The 16741-nt window shown below is 37.9% G+C and carries 13 protein-coding genes and 1 tRNA gene; 10 read left to right on the forward strand and 4 right to left on the reverse strand.

Features of this window, described 5'->3' with window-relative positions:
• The first annotated feature begins 90 nt into the window (after window positions 1-90).
• The 3 genes from ACKWBX_RS01600 to ACKWBX_RS01610 all read left to right on the forward strand — a co-directional run bounded on the left by ACKWBX_RS01600 (window position 91) and on the right by ACKWBX_RS01610 (window position 1960).
• Window positions 91-164, forward strand: a tRNA-Asn gene (locus ACKWBX_RS01600).
• A gap of 502 nt (window positions 165-666) precedes the next feature.
• Entirely contained in the window at window positions 667-1209 is a 543-nt protein-coding gene (locus ACKWBX_RS01605; RefSeq protein WP_413966891.1) for an RNA polymerase sigma factor, read from the forward strand.
• Between the two features lie 4 nt (window positions 1210-1213).
• Window positions 1214-1960, forward strand: a complete 747-nt coding sequence (locus tag ACKWBX_RS01610; protein WP_413966892.1) for a tetratricopeptide repeat protein — start codon at window positions 1214-1216, stop codon at window positions 1958-1960.
• Here ACKWBX_RS01610 and ACKWBX_RS01615 read toward each other — a convergent pair.
• Window positions 1935-4838, reverse strand: a complete 2904-nt coding sequence (locus ACKWBX_RS01615; protein ID WP_413966893.1) for a CHAT domain-containing protein — start codon at window positions 4836-4838, stop codon at window positions 1935-1937. The two genes, ACKWBX_RS01610 and ACKWBX_RS01615, sit on opposite strands and share 26 nt — an antisense overlap.
• A gap of 70 nt (window positions 4839-4908) precedes the next feature.
• A complete protein-coding gene (locus ACKWBX_RS01620) occupies window positions 4909-5526 on the reverse strand; it encodes a hypothetical protein (protein ID WP_413966894.1) in 618 nt (205 codons plus the stop codon).
• A 306-nt stretch (window positions 5527-5832) separates the two neighbouring features.
• Between ACKWBX_RS01620 and ACKWBX_RS01625 the strand changes: the two genes are divergently transcribed.
• The 4 genes from ACKWBX_RS01625 to ACKWBX_RS01640 all read left to right on the forward strand — a co-directional run bounded on the left by ACKWBX_RS01625 (window position 5833) and on the right by ACKWBX_RS01640 (window position 8957).
• A complete protein-coding gene (locus ACKWBX_RS01625; protein WP_413966895.1) occupies window positions 5833-6513 on the forward strand; it encodes a collagen-like triple helix repeat-containing protein in 681 nt (226 codons plus the stop codon).
• A gap of 49 nt (window positions 6514-6562) precedes the next feature.
• Window positions 6563-6943 (forward strand): hypothetical protein, encoded by a 381-nt coding sequence (locus ACKWBX_RS01630; RefSeq protein WP_413966896.1) that lies wholly within the window; start codon window positions 6563-6565, stop codon window positions 6941-6943.
• A 121-nt stretch (window positions 6944-7064) separates the two neighbouring features.
• Entirely contained in the window at window positions 7065-8228 is a 1164-nt protein-coding gene (locus tag ACKWBX_RS01635) for a hypothetical protein (RefSeq protein WP_413966897.1), read from the forward strand.
• 78 nt (window positions 8229-8306) lie between these two features.
• Window positions 8307-8957, forward strand: a complete 651-nt coding sequence (locus tag ACKWBX_RS01640) for a hypothetical protein (protein ID WP_413966898.1) — start codon at window positions 8307-8309, stop codon at window positions 8955-8957.
• Between the two features lie 198 nt (window positions 8958-9155).
• Here ACKWBX_RS01640 and ACKWBX_RS01645 read toward each other — a convergent pair whose 3' ends face one another.
• Entirely contained in the window at window positions 9156-10925 is a 1770-nt protein-coding gene (locus ACKWBX_RS01645; RefSeq protein WP_413966899.1) for a hypothetical protein, read from the reverse strand.
• Window positions 10926-11241: 316 nt separating this feature from the next.
• Here ACKWBX_RS01645 and ACKWBX_RS01650 point away from each other — a divergent pair, with 316 nt between their 5' ends.
• Both ACKWBX_RS01650 and ACKWBX_RS01655 read left to right on the forward strand, forming a co-directional pair.
• Window positions 11242-12981, forward strand: coding sequence for a hypothetical protein (locus ACKWBX_RS01650; RefSeq protein ID WP_413966900.1), 1740 nt, complete (start codon window positions 11242-11244; stop codon window positions 12979-12981).
• A gap of 4 nt (window positions 12982-12985) precedes the next feature.
• Window positions 12986-14734, forward strand: a complete 1749-nt coding sequence (locus ACKWBX_RS01655) for a right-handed parallel beta-helix repeat-containing protein (protein WP_413966901.1) — start codon at window positions 12986-12988, stop codon at window positions 14732-14734.
• An 84-nt stretch (window positions 14735-14818) separates the two neighbouring features.
• Here the strand turns inward: ACKWBX_RS01655 and ACKWBX_RS01660 are convergent, their stop codons facing one another.
• Window positions 14819-15400 (reverse strand): RNA polymerase sigma factor, encoded by a 582-nt coding sequence (locus ACKWBX_RS01660; protein ID WP_413966902.1) that lies wholly within the window; start codon window positions 15398-15400, stop codon window positions 14819-14821.
• Between the two features lie 129 nt (window positions 15401-15529).
• Between ACKWBX_RS01660 and ACKWBX_RS01665 the strand changes: the two genes are divergently transcribed.
• On the forward strand, window positions 15530-16699 hold the full coding sequence (locus tag ACKWBX_RS01665; protein ID WP_413966903.1) for a FecR family protein: 1170 nt from the start codon (window positions 15530-15532) through the stop codon (window positions 16697-16699).
• Window positions 16700-16741: the final 42 nt, after the last annotated feature.

Consider the following 16741-nt stretch of genomic DNA (forward strand, 5'->3'; position numbering starts at 1 on the left):
TGCACCCGCCTACGCAAAAAGAAATTTGCCTCGGCAGGCAAGCCCGCAAGATATAGTAGTCTTTTATATTTGTAGGTCTTTGAAACATATTCCTCCTTAGCTCAGTTGGTTAGAGCATCTGACTGTTAATCAGAGGGTCCTTGGTTCGAGCCCAAGAGGGGGAGCAAAAAAACAAATCCAATCTATTTATTTAGGTTGGTTTTTTTGTTTTCGTTAGGTACGACAATCTTCACGGCTTTGCCCTATTGCGTTTCTATATGGCTTTATTCTTATGCCCTGAGATGTCGAATTTTTGTTTTTGGAAACGTCCTCAGTTTCAATTATCTTTTGAGTGTTATAAACTCTAATCATGTCTTTAAGTATCAATGAAAAAGAGATGGGTGTGATATCCAACAAAGAATTGAAAATGTGGTAAATGCCTAGGAAAAGATTGCCATCATTGAAGCTTATCTTTTGGGGCAATTAGCTTCGACCAATTTTTCAACTCAAGAAGTAGTAAAAGCGGCCAATGAAATTTATGAACAAAAAGGCCAATTTAATGGACTTACTTCACGAAGGCCGCCGGAAACCAAGAAGCAAGGTCGACCTTTTTCCTTAATTTAAACTACTTCCTTATATTTAGGTGTAACAAACCCTTAGTTGTCGTAGGTTATTGAAAGTTTTTATATGGATAAACAAGAACTCAAAGACTTGCAATCGAACGATAGGCTAAAAATTAAGGCGTTGTATAATAGTTACCGTTCTGAGTTTTTAGGTTTCGGTAAAAGCTATAATCTAAATCAAGACGACTTGGCTGATGTATATCAAGAATCGTTTTTGGCACTTCGTAAGCGAGCAATGCAAGGAAAATTAGATAGTGTGGAAAGTACTATGAAAACCTATCTCTTTGGTATAGGGAAGTTTAAAATCTATGATGCATTAAATAAAAGGAAGCAAGAAGTTCCTTACGAGCCGCAACTGCATGCTGTTAAAGATGAGATTGCAGAAATTGAAATCGAAACGGAACCGCAACTAACCGAAAAACAGTCGCTGTTGCGAAAATACATAAAGGAACTGGGCGAAAAGTGCCGTCAGGTGTTAACTATGTTCTATTATCGAGGACTAAATATTAAAGAGATTACCGAGCAAGGCGGCTACTGTAACGAAAACACGGTTAAAGCTCAAAAGTCCCGATGCTTAAAAACGCTCAGACAACTGTGTAACGGATAATACCATGGAAAGAGAGACGTTGTTAGAAAAATACCTGCAAGACAAACTAACCGAATCGGAAAGGCAAGAATTTGATGCGCTCCTACAAAGCGACCCCGAATTTAAGGAAGAAGTGGAATTTCAAATGGATGTTAAACGGGCCTTAACTGCTGAAGAGGATGATAATTTTAGAGAAATTTTATCTGATTTCGAGTCTGAAGCAAGAGCCGGAGGGTCGGATGAAATTTATTCGGATAAATCAAAAGTAAGAACATTCCCTACCAAATGGTTGGTGGCCGCTTCTGTAGCTTTGCTAGTCGGCCTGACCTATTTCTTTACCGCGAACCAAGCAACGGACACCAAAGATTTGTTCACCCAAAATTTTAAGCCCTATCGTAACGTAACCTATCCTATAACCCGGGGAGAAGAAGCTGTAAATAAAAAGACCAAGGCATTTTTAGCCTATGGAAAAGGCAATTACAAAGGGGCTTTACCGTTGTTCACAGAGCTCTATGCATCACAAAAAGAGCCATACTACCTTTTCTATAAAGCCAACGCCCTTATTGAATTGAATAGAGCTGAGGAGGCCATACCTTTGTTGGAAAAGCATTTGGAAACCAAGGATTCACTTGTCGATAAATCATACTGGTATTTGGCCATGGCCTATCTACAATTGGAAGATTCTGAAAAGGCAAAGCAGGCACTCAAAAAGGTTGTGGAAACCAAGGCATACAAAGCCGAAGAAGCTAAGCAGCTGCTTGATGTGCTTTGATTTTTTTGTATCCGAATACAAGTATTCCAGTTCCTATAAGTCCAAGTCCAAAAAGTAGCCAAGGGGAAATAGGTTTGTTCGATATGGGAGAGTTGTCTCCTAAAACAACAAAACCGGCCCAATAGTAGGGGTGTTTCAACTCTGGCTCTTCGGTGTTGTTAAGATATTCAAGTTTAGCTAGTTGCAGGGCTTTTGATTTGGTGTGACCTTTTTTTAGGTATTTATAGTATAGTCCCATTAGCTCACTTGTTGCCTGATCATCGTTTTTCCATAAGGTGGTCGTCAAACTGGGAACACCTGCATATTGAAAGCCACGGGCTAGACTTAGCATGCCTTCGCCTTTTTGTAGTTTGCCAATACCGCTTTCACAGGCGCTCAAAGTAACCATGTCGGCGTGAAGGCTATAGTTATAAAGATCTTTTACGAAGAGCCGATTTTCTTTGTTGTTTTCAGGAGTAAATGCCAAATATGAAAAATCAGGTTCTTTATCGTTGGCGGAGGCATGGGTTGCAAAGTGGAGCAAGGAGTACCCATCTTTAAGGTTAATGAAGTTTTTTATGGAAGCGTCTTTACCGGAAAGTATTTTCCCTTTGAAATAACTCTTTATTAGACTGGTTTCCCTTTGAGAGAAAGGAAGTGGATTGTATCCTGAATCGGAATTAAAGGCAGGGGAAATGGCCAGTAGGCTATTTTCCCCAATATCTTTTTTCTTTGCCATATAAGTGAGTAGTGTTGCCGAATTGGCATAACTTACACTTTTGTCTTTTATCAAATAATCTCCAGTACTGGTATCTATAAGCGCATCGAAGGGGATATAATTCAGAAGACCATCTGCTATAATAGTTAATTGGTCGTTAGCATCGTTTTCTAAACAAGATGCCAAGATTTGGTTATAAATGGATTTACCGAGGTTTTGAATTTCTTTAGTTTTATTGAATGTTAGTTTTGAAAGTAGTTCATGGAATTTGGTGACATCGTCCCTGATTTCCTTCTTAAACGGAATCTTTAAAAACTTGACGGTAGAGGACGTAATTGCAAGAGAAAAAAGTTCTTTGTCCGTTTGATGAAATACCAGAACTGTTTCATGATTACTTATAAATTTCTGTAATTCTTTTAAGCTTGTAGTTTTGGTATCGTATTTTAATTGATAATATTGTGGGTATTTCTTTTCAATAGTGCTCAGGAAATCATAATAGTTGGTATTTAATCTAAAGAGAGAATCTTGAAGCAAGGTCTTGGATTCTTTATCAGCATCCAAAAGTTTTTTTTCTGCATTGACAATATAGGCTCGGTATTTCAACTCTTTTTCCAAAATGGAATCTGGCACCTTAGCAAAGGCGATGGCCTCTGAATTTCTAATAGCCTCTAAAAGGAAGGTGCTCTTACTCTTTTCCATAAACAGAAAAGCGTCGTCTAAATATTTTAAATCTTTGGTTTTTGCATAACCAGTATAAGCGGTCTTTATCATTTCGTGGAAGGCCGGATAAGTCTGTTCGATGAGAAATTGCTTGTCCACTTTATTTTCAAATTCCGGGCGCAGGGCATCTAATGTAGCGACCAAATCTTTTGAAGTGTTGGTGGATGCCTCTAATATGTGCGCTTCATTATTTTGAATAAGTTGCTCGTTCAGTATTTCGAGTTTTTTCTTTAATATAGTGAGTAGTTGGGTTTTCGAGAAAACATCGTCCGGTTTAGGGTTGCTTGAGATTTCTTTTTCCTCAAAATTTTTGGAAGCACTAATCAATGATTCTTGATAATAACTCAGGGCCATAAAAGGATGTTCTCTATCCTTTTCCAAATCACCAAGTTTTGTGTAAATAGCGGAAACGTCTTGATGCTTTATTCCTTTTCTGTAAGCAATAGTTTCCCGAAGAGCACATTCATATGCTTTTTTGGCTTTTGCAACTTTTTTGATTTTTTTGAAAATATCACCACGAATAATCATTAGACGATTCTTAAAAGGCCTGCTAAAAAGTATGTAGTTTTCTGATTGTTTAAGTGTTTCTAGGGCTTTTTCAATTTTGTTTTGCCTCAAATAGTTTTCGGTTAGACGAAAGCTCGTGGTAATTCGCGCATTGTTGTGATGAATTTTATCTGCCTTCCTATAGTAAAGCATAACTTCTTCTAATAATATAGCTGCTTGTTCAAGTCTTCCCTGTTTTGAATAAATATCTGCCAATAACTTTTTCGAATTGTTAAAGGAACTTTCCCAATAAGGTAAGCTATTCTTATTATTTGAATACAATTTTTGTTCTTGAATAAAATACTCTTTCGCAAGATTTAGTTTTCCTTGTTTTCTGTTAATCGCACCAAGATAATTCAAAGTGCTGCCATAAGTATCGATGTCTTCTGAATCCCAACTTTTTGTCGATTTGTTAGTCAGGTTTTTTTGTAGTTCAAGAAATTTTTCCTTGGCTCTTGTATAGTTGCCAATTTTATAATTGTGGTTACCTTCCTCGAATAACAAAGTCTGCAAATAATATTTCTTGTTTGGAATTTTGACCATGTCATTTGCTAAGGCATTCTTCAGTAAATTTAAATATTTTCGATGCACATCTAAATCATAATAAAAACCGCTTGCATACACGAAAAAATCATACAGGTAAAGTTTTTTTTCGAGACTATATTCGTTATGTGCGAGTGTAAGAGCCTGATTCAAAATTTCGTAGGTCTTATACTTATCTGAAAAAAGTGTTTCTTCGGCTTTTTGAATCAACTCTTCATAAGTTGTCTCATATTTTATGCTTTGGGAAAAACTAGGGGTAGAATAAACGTAGAATAATAATATTAGACATATAGCATTATAGACCTTGCATGTCTGTAAAGCCATGGTATTTTTGCAATGAAAGAACCTATTCACAAATATTATTTCTTTCATCTGGTCTTCTTCTTGTCAATCAGTATTGAATTTGCACTTTAAGAATCCATGGAATATTCCAAATCAACACTTACCAGTCGACATTCAAATTTGATTTATAGGTTAAGTTCTCACTATTATCGGGGGAAGGCAGCGTTATATCAAAATCGTACAGACCCTTTTTCGGAAAAGTTATGCGATATGCTTCATGAATATTGTCGGTTAGCACTTTTTCCGCGGAAACAACCTCATTGGTTTCTTTTAGTTTGACCGTGATAGATGTACCTGGGTGAGTTAATAGAATATCGATTTTCCCATTTTTGGGCATTAAGCAATTACAACTTTTTGGCCTTGGTCTTAGACTAATTAAGTCAACATAACAATCCTCAAACTTATTCTGGCATTGATTTCTAAAAATATATGCCAATTTAGCACTCATTCGGGCTTCTTTTTCTTCTTCACTGTCATCCTCATTCCACTCCTCTTCCCGATTTTCTCCAGTAAGCGTTAGATATTTCAAAATCTTTTGGTCAAGAGAATCTTGGTCGAAAAGATTATATCCTCTGTCATTTAAAAAAACTTCTCTAATTGCGAGCTCGTTTGTACTAGGGATGTTTGTGTTTTGATTTTTGCAATCGCATGGCATCGTTTTGCAACTATATATAATTAGAACAAATATAAAACTAGATATAGCTAGTGTTTTTTTCATATTCAAGATTTTAAGATTAAAATGCTTAGTCCCTCTCTTAACACGAAGGTTAACAAAAACTAAAAACAATGGGGGAAGTACGTTAGTAAGATACGAATATAAATTATTAAACATCTGTTTTGAGGGTGTTCTGAATTGTTTTCTTTACCTAGCGTAAGCCTAGTAGGTCACTCTTTTTTTAGGGGATCAATAGCTAAAGCCCTATTTCCCATTGAAATCATTTTTTTCGCCTGCCTTTGTTAACCTATTCTTCTTTGACCGAGACAAAGGGGAAACAAATAATTAATTCATTAAAATTTTTGAATCATGAAAACAAAAGTGAAATTTTTAGCGTATTTGATGATGGCCTTGGCTATTACAGTTACTTCCTGCACGAAGGAAGGTGAAATTGGGCCGATTGGCCAACAAGGCGAACAAGGCGAGCAAGGTATTCCAGGAGAACAGGGTATTCCGGGCGAACAAGGTCAACCCGGTCAAGATGGAGCCGACGGTGCCGATGGACGGGATGGTAATGCCAATGTCGTACTCTACAATTATGATATTTCCAATAATTTGCCAGCCTCGCTTTTAGAGTTACCTGTCGAAGGCCTTGACGAAGAGACTAATGACAGAACTGCCACTTTAGTATATGTCGGTTATAAATTTGGCGGAAGGACTTTTTATTATTCTGCACCGGGAATCGGAAGATTTGGAACACATTTCATGAGAGTTTCTACAAATTTGGCAGATAGAAGTAATCCAGATATTTCGATAAGATTTGTTGATAGAAGTGATGCTGTGAACACAAATATACCTTACACTGTACGAGAAGGTCTTTATACTAAAGTTAAGGTAATAATGATATTCGCTCCTCCTGCTCCTACTACTACCGGAAAGTCTAATCAAGATGAAACCTCTTCCAAAGATATTCTTAATAAACTAAAACATAAGGGTGTTGATGTTTACGACTACTACGCTGTTTGCAATTATTATGGATTAGACCACTAATTATACATTTTAATAAAAAAAGAAAATGAATCGATAAAATTTAGAAATCATGTCATGTAAAATAGAATTTAAAAAAGGTACTAGGGAACTAACAGATAAATCAAGAGAATGTCTTGCCCATCAAATTGAAATATGGGAAACAAACAAATTTTTACGGGAAATCGGAATTCTACCGATACCGAATCCCGAGGAGCCCTACCCTCCATATCCGTGGCCTTGGCCTTGGGTGCATCATTATGGAATCCTTGATTGGATAAAAGAGGATGTGATCATGGAAGACCTATACACAAAAAAAGTATTTTCTAATAAACACTCCATTGCGGCAATAATCCATCATCAAGGTATTGCGAAAGAGGCTTTGCTTAACCTTTCAGAAAAGCTAGGTATGGTTCAGGAATCCATTTCAGAAAAATTAAAGCGATTGAAATAAGTTACAGGGCGGAAAATAGGTAAAATTAAAACCGAGGCATTATGCCTCGGTTTTTTGTATTGCTATGTTAACCTAGTCACAATTTTATTGGACTAAGGTTTGAACTTTAAAATTTTATATAATGAAAGCACAATTAACAACTTTTTTTATCGCATTATTTTTCGTGAATATTACTTCGGGCCAAGTGTTTGACTTTGAAGAAAAGGCTACTGAGGCAAAGTGGGAGTCATCTACCTTAGACCCAAATTCCAATGCTTTACCGGGTACAGCAACTTGGTTAACTTTGGGCAAAAATGCCGGTGCAGCAGGTATCGCTGTTATCAAAGATGCCGTAATGGAAGACGGTCGGGAATATAGGGTATTGCATACGCACCCGAAATGGTCTAGAAACGGAACCATTAAGGGTTGGTTTCCGGTTATAGATAAACTTCCGGGAAAATCTATCTTAAAAGGAAAGATTGGGTTTATTAGACCGAATGGCCGACCAAGTACGGATGGTGCAAGATTTATGATTTTCATTCATTACTACGAAAATGGAAGGGAATATTGGAAACCGATTTTTGATGAGTATAAAGAATACACCGGTTCGCTTGAATCGATTAGAATAGACCTTTCCGATTATTCTGGTCAAAAGGTCTTTTTTGAATTGAGAGTTGACACTGGAGAGTCTTCAGGTCAGGACTGGGCGGCTTGGATCGATACCAAAATCGATTCTGACTTGGTTGTAATCGATCGTTTTAACACAGGAGAGCTTTGTCCTAACACAGCTGATGGTCATCTCGTAAATGGCAATAGACATTTTGACGGCCAGGTCGATGCCGAGCTAAACCTTGAAGTCAACATTAATGAAGCTAGAAGTCAAATCATCTTGACTGTTGACCTTACGGAGCAGGCCTTGGCCAATAGCACAAGAATCGAGGCACAATGGCAAAATATCATGATTTATGAAGCTCCGCCTAATAAGGTAATATCATCTTTTTCATGGGACTGCGGTTATAGAAACACCTCCCAGATGCGTGTAGTCAGACGCTGTAGAGAGCTGAATTCTTCCACTTATACCTACAGGCAGAGGTTGCCGGAAAGCGGAGGTGAGGCAAAACCGTTTTCATATAATGACGGAGAATTCAAAAGCATAGCCGGAGGGAGAAAGTCCCCAATTAAATATATAAGTTTGGTTGGTGACACTGGTTCTGAAGATATCAGTGATGACAGGAACTGCGAACATGATAGTAAAATTTTGGACATAGTATTCGAACGTTTGGAAATAAAACTTGAAGATAGTTAAGGCCATGAATTGTATCGTGAAAATAGGGCTAGATATAAAATTGAAGCTTCAGATAGGAAACCGGGGCTAAATACAATTTTGGAGCAAGCATCTCTACGACTTAATAATTTCACCCCAGATAAAAATGAAGCACTTGGAGAATATGAATTTTATCTGGAGAACGACAGTAATTTAGAGTTATTTGGAAATGTTAGTCCTATCAATATTGGAACTCCAATTGAAACTGGGCCAAACGAAATGTACAAGATGTATGTGAATGATTGGGGCTCGCGCGATTTTTCTGCTAGGGGCATTCAAGGTAACACGATTAGATTGGAAATTCTAATGGAGGACGCTGGGTATGAAATTATTGGAAAATGTCATGATAACTTTTTATGTGGCTTTTCTCCAGCACCTAGCTTTAATTTTTTGAATACTGCCATTCGAATAGACTTAAATCTAAATATTCAAAATAACGAATTGGATTTCCATGGAGTGTCAAAAATAATTGCCGATATACAGGAAACAGGACCTTGCACTAATAATGTTTTTGCCATGTTTTGTCCATCAAACAAGACATCAATTTTGAAAACTAATTTTGAGACTCGAATTAATAGACAAATCAATGGTCGATATAGGAATCAAATTTTAGACTTTTTTAATATGATTATTGAGTTAAAAGGAATTGATTTGAATATTATCAATTCAATTTATATTGATAGTGACGAAAATATTATGTTCTTCAATTAAGTTCCTAATATCTATACAAATTTTGGAAAGAACTATCGTACGAAGTTTGTAAACGGGAAAATAGAAATAGGAGGCATATTGTAACAAGAAGAATCCCATAGAGAGGTAAAAAAGCTCGAGGTTAATGTCTCGGGCTTTTACACGTTAAGGTTGGAAAATCATAAGCCTTTTTGGCACTTGCTTAAACAGGCTCTGAACCTATTGATATAATATGATGTCTTCTAGCTCCTTAACGGATTCTTGGAAAGGTTTGAACCAAGGAATGTGTATGGCTTCATAATCCACGTACAAGGTAGGGCAAGAGACGTGATCTTTGCGCAATTGTCGCCATTCTTTCCACTTGATTTTGTAACGGGTAAGTGCAGCTTTGGCGTCTTCCTTATCAATTTTTTGATTTACAGCATATTGGGCGAGCATAAGCTGTATTTTCCAGATCTCGTTGATAATCTCATATTTTATCCTTCCGTAGGTGGTAGATACCTCTAGAAATTCTTGATCTTTCGGTCGGGGCAATTGTATTTCCTTGGACAGGGTTTCCATGGTGTAAAAGTGCTGTAGGTTCAATTCCTTTTCCTTTAAAATTTTTTCTGTAAGACCGTCTTCTACCACACGGGTCAAATCTATCCCTGTCATGTAATGGTCGCGGATATACCAAGGAATCGTGCGGGCATATTTTGTAGCTTGTCCATAGTAAACGGCATCGGTCGATAGCAGGCAAAGTTCCCTAAGACGTTGTGCATTCTTTTTGGAGAGCCCCAATTCATCTTTTGCATATGTAAAAAATAGTTCTTCTTCCGTATGGTCGGGGTTTTTTGCATACGCTCGCAAGATGTACTCGTTGAGCTTGATCCATAATTCGTTATCGAAATAGGGGCCTACCCAGCCATCGCCCCAGGTCCACGTCCAAAAACCCTTGATTTTAGGATTGTCATACAAATCTTGTAGGCCTTTTTTACTTTCCATCTCTGACCATCCTTCTATAATACCTTTTCCTATGTAATAAGGATGCGCGTTACGCCCGTAAATTCCTGCCTGGTTTGTGGACAATTCAACGATTTGTTGATGCTTGCCCAATCCGATGGTAGTGTTAAAAGGATTGCCACGCAAAAAATCGTTATTCACGTGCTTGATGGAGAAATAGAGCTTTTCATGAGGTGCAACAGCATCGGTAGCTTTGAGATAGTACTCGGGGTTAGTATGAAATTTGCCAAAATCCCAAGTTCTGTAGAATAATTTTTTATCCTGTTTTACGCAAATTTCCTCGCGCAAAAGGGCAATCATGATGCTGTGTTCCTCTGGCGTAATGGCGGGTGAGGTGCCCACATGATACGGCGTGTCGTGCAGGTAAGTTTCTCCGTGGCGTATGGTAAGTCCGTCAATACTCGGAAAGCGTTTAAAAATCTCGGTAATTTGCGCCTTCAGGATTTCTTGGGTTTTGGGGCTCTTAATCGATAATCGCCCATCGACTTTCATTACATCGCCGTACTTGTCCATAATACTTTTGGGTACCACAAGAACATCGGTAAAAGGATATACCGGCATCTTATTTTTTTCGGCTATAGCTAGTCGTGTGCGTACCTCGGCGGCATGGCGTAAAATCCACATTTTCTCGGCAGTACCTTCGGGCACGACGTTATCTTCCCAATCATCGTAGGTAAGGCCGCACTGTATCTCAATTTTGGGGACTTGCCCTGTGTAGCCCAATGCTTGTATATATTCGGGCTGGGTAAATTTGGTCTCAAAATGAGGTTCGCCAGGATTATGGTGCACCATATTAAGTAGTACGGGATACCGATCCATACTTTTTTGGGCGTTGACGGATAAGATATTACCAATGAAAAGTAATAAAATCAACTGCTTTATTGAAAAAGGAATGGTCTTCATAATGGTCCGAGATGAAATGGAATTTATCTTGAGTTTTTGTTTGGAACCGTACCGATAGCAATCAGAATCTGATTTTGCGCACATATGGCAGCTATTGGGAGTAGTATAGCTGTAGCTATGAATCCATAAAAAATACAGGGAACGGTCAAAAAAGAGTGAATTTTTTAACAAATAAAAAAATTAAATAAGTTCAATGTAAAAATGGGAATTTTCTATTGAATTTAAAAGTTTGGTTTCTTCCATATTATACATGTGCCCTTTCCTAAAACTCATGTTGAAATTCTATTAAAATTAAGCTGTGCATAAAAATCAATCGATTTTTTAATCTATAGTGATGGATTAGTGTCTTATTTTTATCCTATCCAAATATTTGGACATCAATGAAGATATATACATTACTATGCGCAGTATAATCCTGATACTCTTCTTTCTAATATCGGAAACGGCACTTTTTGCATTCCAGACCAAAAACAGCGAGCAGGTTACACCTTACATTCTAGATGCTATCCATGAAAATCCAGGAGAAGATCCGCCCGAAACCCAATTTAACAATCCCAAAATATTAGCTGAAAAGGGCTATAACGGGCAGATTATCAATGATTTTATATCTCCGGTAACCACTATTTCCTATGATGATTTTGAAAATGGTGTTTTTCCAACAAGTGTGGATGAACAACAATGGTTGACCAATGCCACAAACCATACCGAAGCAAAGATCAAAAAGGCACATTCAGCAGGGATAGACCTTTATTATTGGACAGATCTCTTCGTCGTGCCCACAAAAATTCTTGACAAATACAAATCTGAGCTTGCCCGGGATGACGGTAAGGGCATCGATATAAATAAGCCCCTTACCCAAAAATTGCTCAAATTTATGCTGGCCAAAACCTTTGAACGCTACCCAGAGCTCGATGGTCTGGTCATCCGTACCGGGGAAATTTATACGCTAGACACACCTTATCATGATGGTGGTATGCTCTGTCATAGCCCAGAGGATTATCAGGTACTGATCTCCCTTCTACGCGAGGAAGTCTGCGTAAAACAAAACAAGAAAATTTTCTATAGGACTTGGGGTTTCGATGGCTTTCATACCGACCCCGAGTACTATCTCAAAGTTACCGATGCCATTGCGCCGCATCCAAATCTCATTTTCAGCATCAAGCACAACCGTTACCATCGTATGAATCCGTTTAGCAGTGTGCTTACCCTGGGCAAACACCCTCAAATCATCGAGTATTCGTGCCAACGTTCCTTTGAGGGCAAAGGCGCCTATCCGCATTACGTGGCAAAGGGACTCATAGAAGGTTTTGAGGAATACCGTTTAATGCCAAAGGGTGCGAACAAAAGCCTGAGCGATATTATAGATTATGATAATATAAAAGGTTTATGGACATGGTCACGAGGTGACGGCTGGGCGGGACCTTATATTAAGAATGAACTTTGGCCAGAATTAAATGCTTATGTGGGAGTACAGTGGTTCAAGAATCCCCAAAAAAATGAGAAAGAATTTATTGATGCTTTTGCTATAAGCAAAGGTCTCAAGGGAGAGGATATTGCACGTTTTAGAAAAATTGCTTGGCGCTCTGCGGATGCCGTGCTGCGAGGAAGAGAAAAGTACGTAGGAGAAACTGAATTATCATATGATAGCCCTGGCCGGCTTTATATTCGCGATGAATATATGGAAGGCGACGGTGGAAACTTTGGCCCGTTGCGGGATATGATCATCGAAAAAAATGATGTTGCTGCCGCCCTCAATGAAAAAGCTGAGGGCATAAAGATTTGGAAAGAAATTGTTACCACCGCTAAAACCTTGGAAACCGACGACACCGCGCTTAAGGAATTTCTTGTCACTTCCTGTAAATACGGCTTGCTAAAATATCAGATTGTTGAACAATTCTGGACGGTTTCGCTCTTGGGTCGTCAGGAAGAGCTCACCGGAAAATCCCATAAAAAAAGAATTATAGCGGCCTTAAAAAAATATGACCAGTTATGGCAAGAGTGGGAAACACTCGTTAATCAATCCCCCAGCGCGGCAACTATTTTTAATGATGTGGGCTTTACCTGTTACCTTGTACCGGACCGCCCCGGCACAGGCATGGGTACGACCATCGAAAAATACAAAAACCGATATCTTAAATAATCTTATGAAAAAATCCATACTACCGTTTTTCCTGCTTTTTTGTAGTGCCTACATTGCCATGGCACAGGTGTACCACGTCTCGCAAACTCCGTTGAAAAATATCCCTGAAAATAGGCAAAGCCGTTCTATCAATGCGGTAACGGAAGAGCTTAAACCTGGCGATACGGTAAAAATTTACAGTGGAATCTACCGCGAAGCTGTACAAGTGAATGTTAGCGGCACTGAAGCCAACCCCATTGTTTTTATGAATGCATTTGGGCAAAAAGTCGAGGTTAGTGGGGCAGATGTAATTCAAAACTGGCAACCTATGAACCCATTAAGTGAAGACCGTATATATGTAAGCGATTGGCAGCCGCTTACCCAAACCGATGCGAGGGGCAACTACCCTGAAAATGACTATCATAAACTCGTGGGAAGGCGTGAAATGGTCAGTATTATGGATGTACCCTTGCGACAAGTTCTGCAAAAAGATCGTTTGGAAAGAGGCACTTTTTTTGCCGATAGTCTATCACAAAAACTATATTTCTGGAACAGCTCAAACGAAGAAATGATGAGTGAGGGCGAACCCAAAGTCGCTTTTAAGGTAGAAACTGCCGTCCGTTCACAGATATGGATCAACGAAGGCGATCATATAAAGATAGAAGGTATTTATTTTAGACAAGCAGCCAACCACGCCTTGCAAGGGGCGCTTGAGGTACGAGGGAACTACAACACCATTTCCTCTTGTGTTTTTGAGCGAAACAATAGCATGGGTGCTAACTTTTCTGGAGACAATCTTCTTATCGAGAACTGTACTTTTCAAGACAATGGGCAGTTTGGCTTTCAAGCCATTACGGCACACAACAGCCTTATGACCCAGTGCACTATACGAAATAACGGTTGGAAGGGCTATAAACTCGATTGGGCCGCAGGCGGGAACAAAATTCTCTTTAGCAGACGCTTTATTATCGATCGTTGCGTATCTGTTGATAATCGAGGTAATGGAATATGGTACGATATTGCTAACGAAGAGAGCGAAGTCCGCAATTGCCTTATTATGAACAATCAAAACGGGGGTATTTTTTACGAAATTTCCTTCGGATTACATGCGCACGACAACGTTATTCTATACAATGGTCTTCGATCGGCCTTTACCGCTTGGGGTATGGCCGGGGGCATTGCTATCAGTAGTTCGCCCAATTGCGTAATTGAACGCAATATACTTTTTGGCAATAAAGAGGGCTTTGTACTTCGTGAACAAATGCGTAAATCGCCAAAAATTGAGGATTATGAAGAGCATAAAAATAAGATTTGGTCTGGTGATTATGATAAAGCGATATGGAATCACGATCATGTCTTAAAAAATAATATTATCGCCTATAATCGAGACGCACAAACTTGGGGTTGGTTTGCGGTAAAGGATGCCCGTTTTATGCCTAAAACCCAAGGCAAAAAAATCACTATAAGCGAAGAAGGCCATCCCGTAGGACTCAACTTAAAATCGCTTAACCTTAGCTTCGAAAACAACATCTACGCTAGTGATGAAGGTAACCTACCGCTATTTAATTGGGGCGTAAACTGGTTTGAGGACAAACTAAAATTTACTTCTCTAGATGCGGTCACCGAAAGCCTGAACTTAGAACAGGGTAGTGTTCAGATGCCCATAAACTTTAAAAGTCCCAACACCCTTGATTTTACCGTAGATGCTGCCCAAGTGCCCAAAGAAAATTATCCCCAAGGCATAATACCCGGCGTAATTTTAGGTAGAGAATAATCTAATTTTATTGGTATAGCTAAAGAAAGGTTCAACGTATTACATTTAAACTTTTAGAAGACTTTTTTAAAATATTGATTAAAGCTATTCTAGTGTTTTTTGATGCAATCCAAAGACCAAGAAAAGTATGGTTTCATATTTGTTTTTCAGTTTTAGTCTAAGTAAATGAAAAGCCTTTGTAATCTGTTTTTCCACTGCTTTTGGTGTTATATCCAAGTACGCCGCAATCTCTATATTGGATAATCCTTCTTTTTTGCTAAGAGAGAAGATCTGACGGCATCTTGGGGGTAGTTTTTCCATCTCTTGGGAAACCAATTCAATCATTTTTTGAATGACATTATTATCCGCACTTTCTACTACCTCTGTTAACGATTCAAAGTACTTCATCTGAAGAAGCATAACCGATTTGTCTTTCTTATAAGTATTGATAAATTCGTTATAAATAGACCTGTAAAGAAAACTCTGTATAGAAAATTCACTGCTTAATTTTTTTCTGAATTGCCAAGTTTTTAGGAACACGTTCTGTACGATATCTTCGGCTATGGCATGGTCGTTTACCAGAGTCATTGCATAAGCGTACAACCTCCTGTGATATTGGTCCAATAGGTATAAGTATGCCTTTTCCTCTCCATTTTTAAGGCTATTGACCAAATCTCTATGCATCATATTCTATTATTTTAAATGTTGATTTCGCAACTTTTTATTCAAATATATATGAATTTAAAAAAAAATTACAAAAAAAGGTGGGGTATTAATGATCCGCATTGTATTACTAGTGTAGCGTGAGGATAAAAAATGATTGAAATGACAGAGGATGAAATCAAGAATAGCATCGTTAGATATCTGAGTAATTCCGCGAATACCTCGGATTTGGACTTGTTAAATGATTGGGTCAAAGATGAAAAGAATTATTTGCTCTTCAAAGATTATATAAAAACACATTTTGCAATTACGATTGGTATGCATGAACCTGATTCAAAAGAATTACGAAAGCGATTATTAAAGGAAATACGTAACGATAAAAAAAACACACTACGGAAAAAGGTAAAAACTATATTAAGATACGCAGCAATTATTTTCTTGTTAATTGGCCTTGGCCATTTTTACCTTAAAACAATCAACGAGTCAAATGATGAGGAAATACTGGCACAAGAGGACAATCAAATAACTTTGAAACTCGATAATGGCGAAAAGATAGTTTTATCGGATGTGGGTAAGGCAAAAATTTCTAATTCTATTGGAGAAATAATCGGTAAGAAAGATGGGGATAAACTGGTATACAAAGGGGTATCCGAAGAAAAAAAACTTGTTTACAATACTGTAAAGGTGCCCTATGGAAAACGTTTTGATATTGTCTTGTCCGATGGCACTAAAGTTTACCTGAATTCGGGAAGCTCTATAAGATATCCTGTAACTTTTATTAATGGTTTTGAAAGAAGGGTTTTTCTTGATGGAGAAGCTTTTTTTGATGTAATCCATGATCAAAAACATTCTTTCGTAGTAACAGCGGAAGAATTAACGGTTCAAGTGCATGGGACTAAATTCAATTTATCCAATTATGCTGAAGATTTTGATACTGAAGTGGTGCTGACAAGCGGGTCTGTGGAATTATTCAATTCTTCTTCAGGTGAGGAAGCCGTTAAGACGCTGCTCAAACCGGGTTTCAAGGGAGCTTTTGACCGAACTCATAAGACAATCTCTACCAAAAAAGTGAATACTACGCTGTACACTTCTTGGATGGATGGCAATATGGTTTTTAGAAATACGCCCTTTGATAATATTATCAAGCGGTTGGAAAGGAAATACAACGTAGTCATTATCAATAATAACAAACAACTATCAAAGGAGACTTTTAACGCAACCTTTGAAACTGAAAAAGAGACAATAATTCAAGTTTTTGAATATTTCAGTAAAGTATATAATATTGATTATCAAATAGTTAACAATAAAATTATTATCAATTAAAAACTAACTCCTAAAACTAAAGACAATGTAGAATATAAAATT

Source organism: Maribacter algae, from assembly GCF_047345745.1.
GTDB lineage: Bacteria > Bacteroidota > Bacteroidia > Flavobacteriales > Flavobacteriaceae > Maribacter.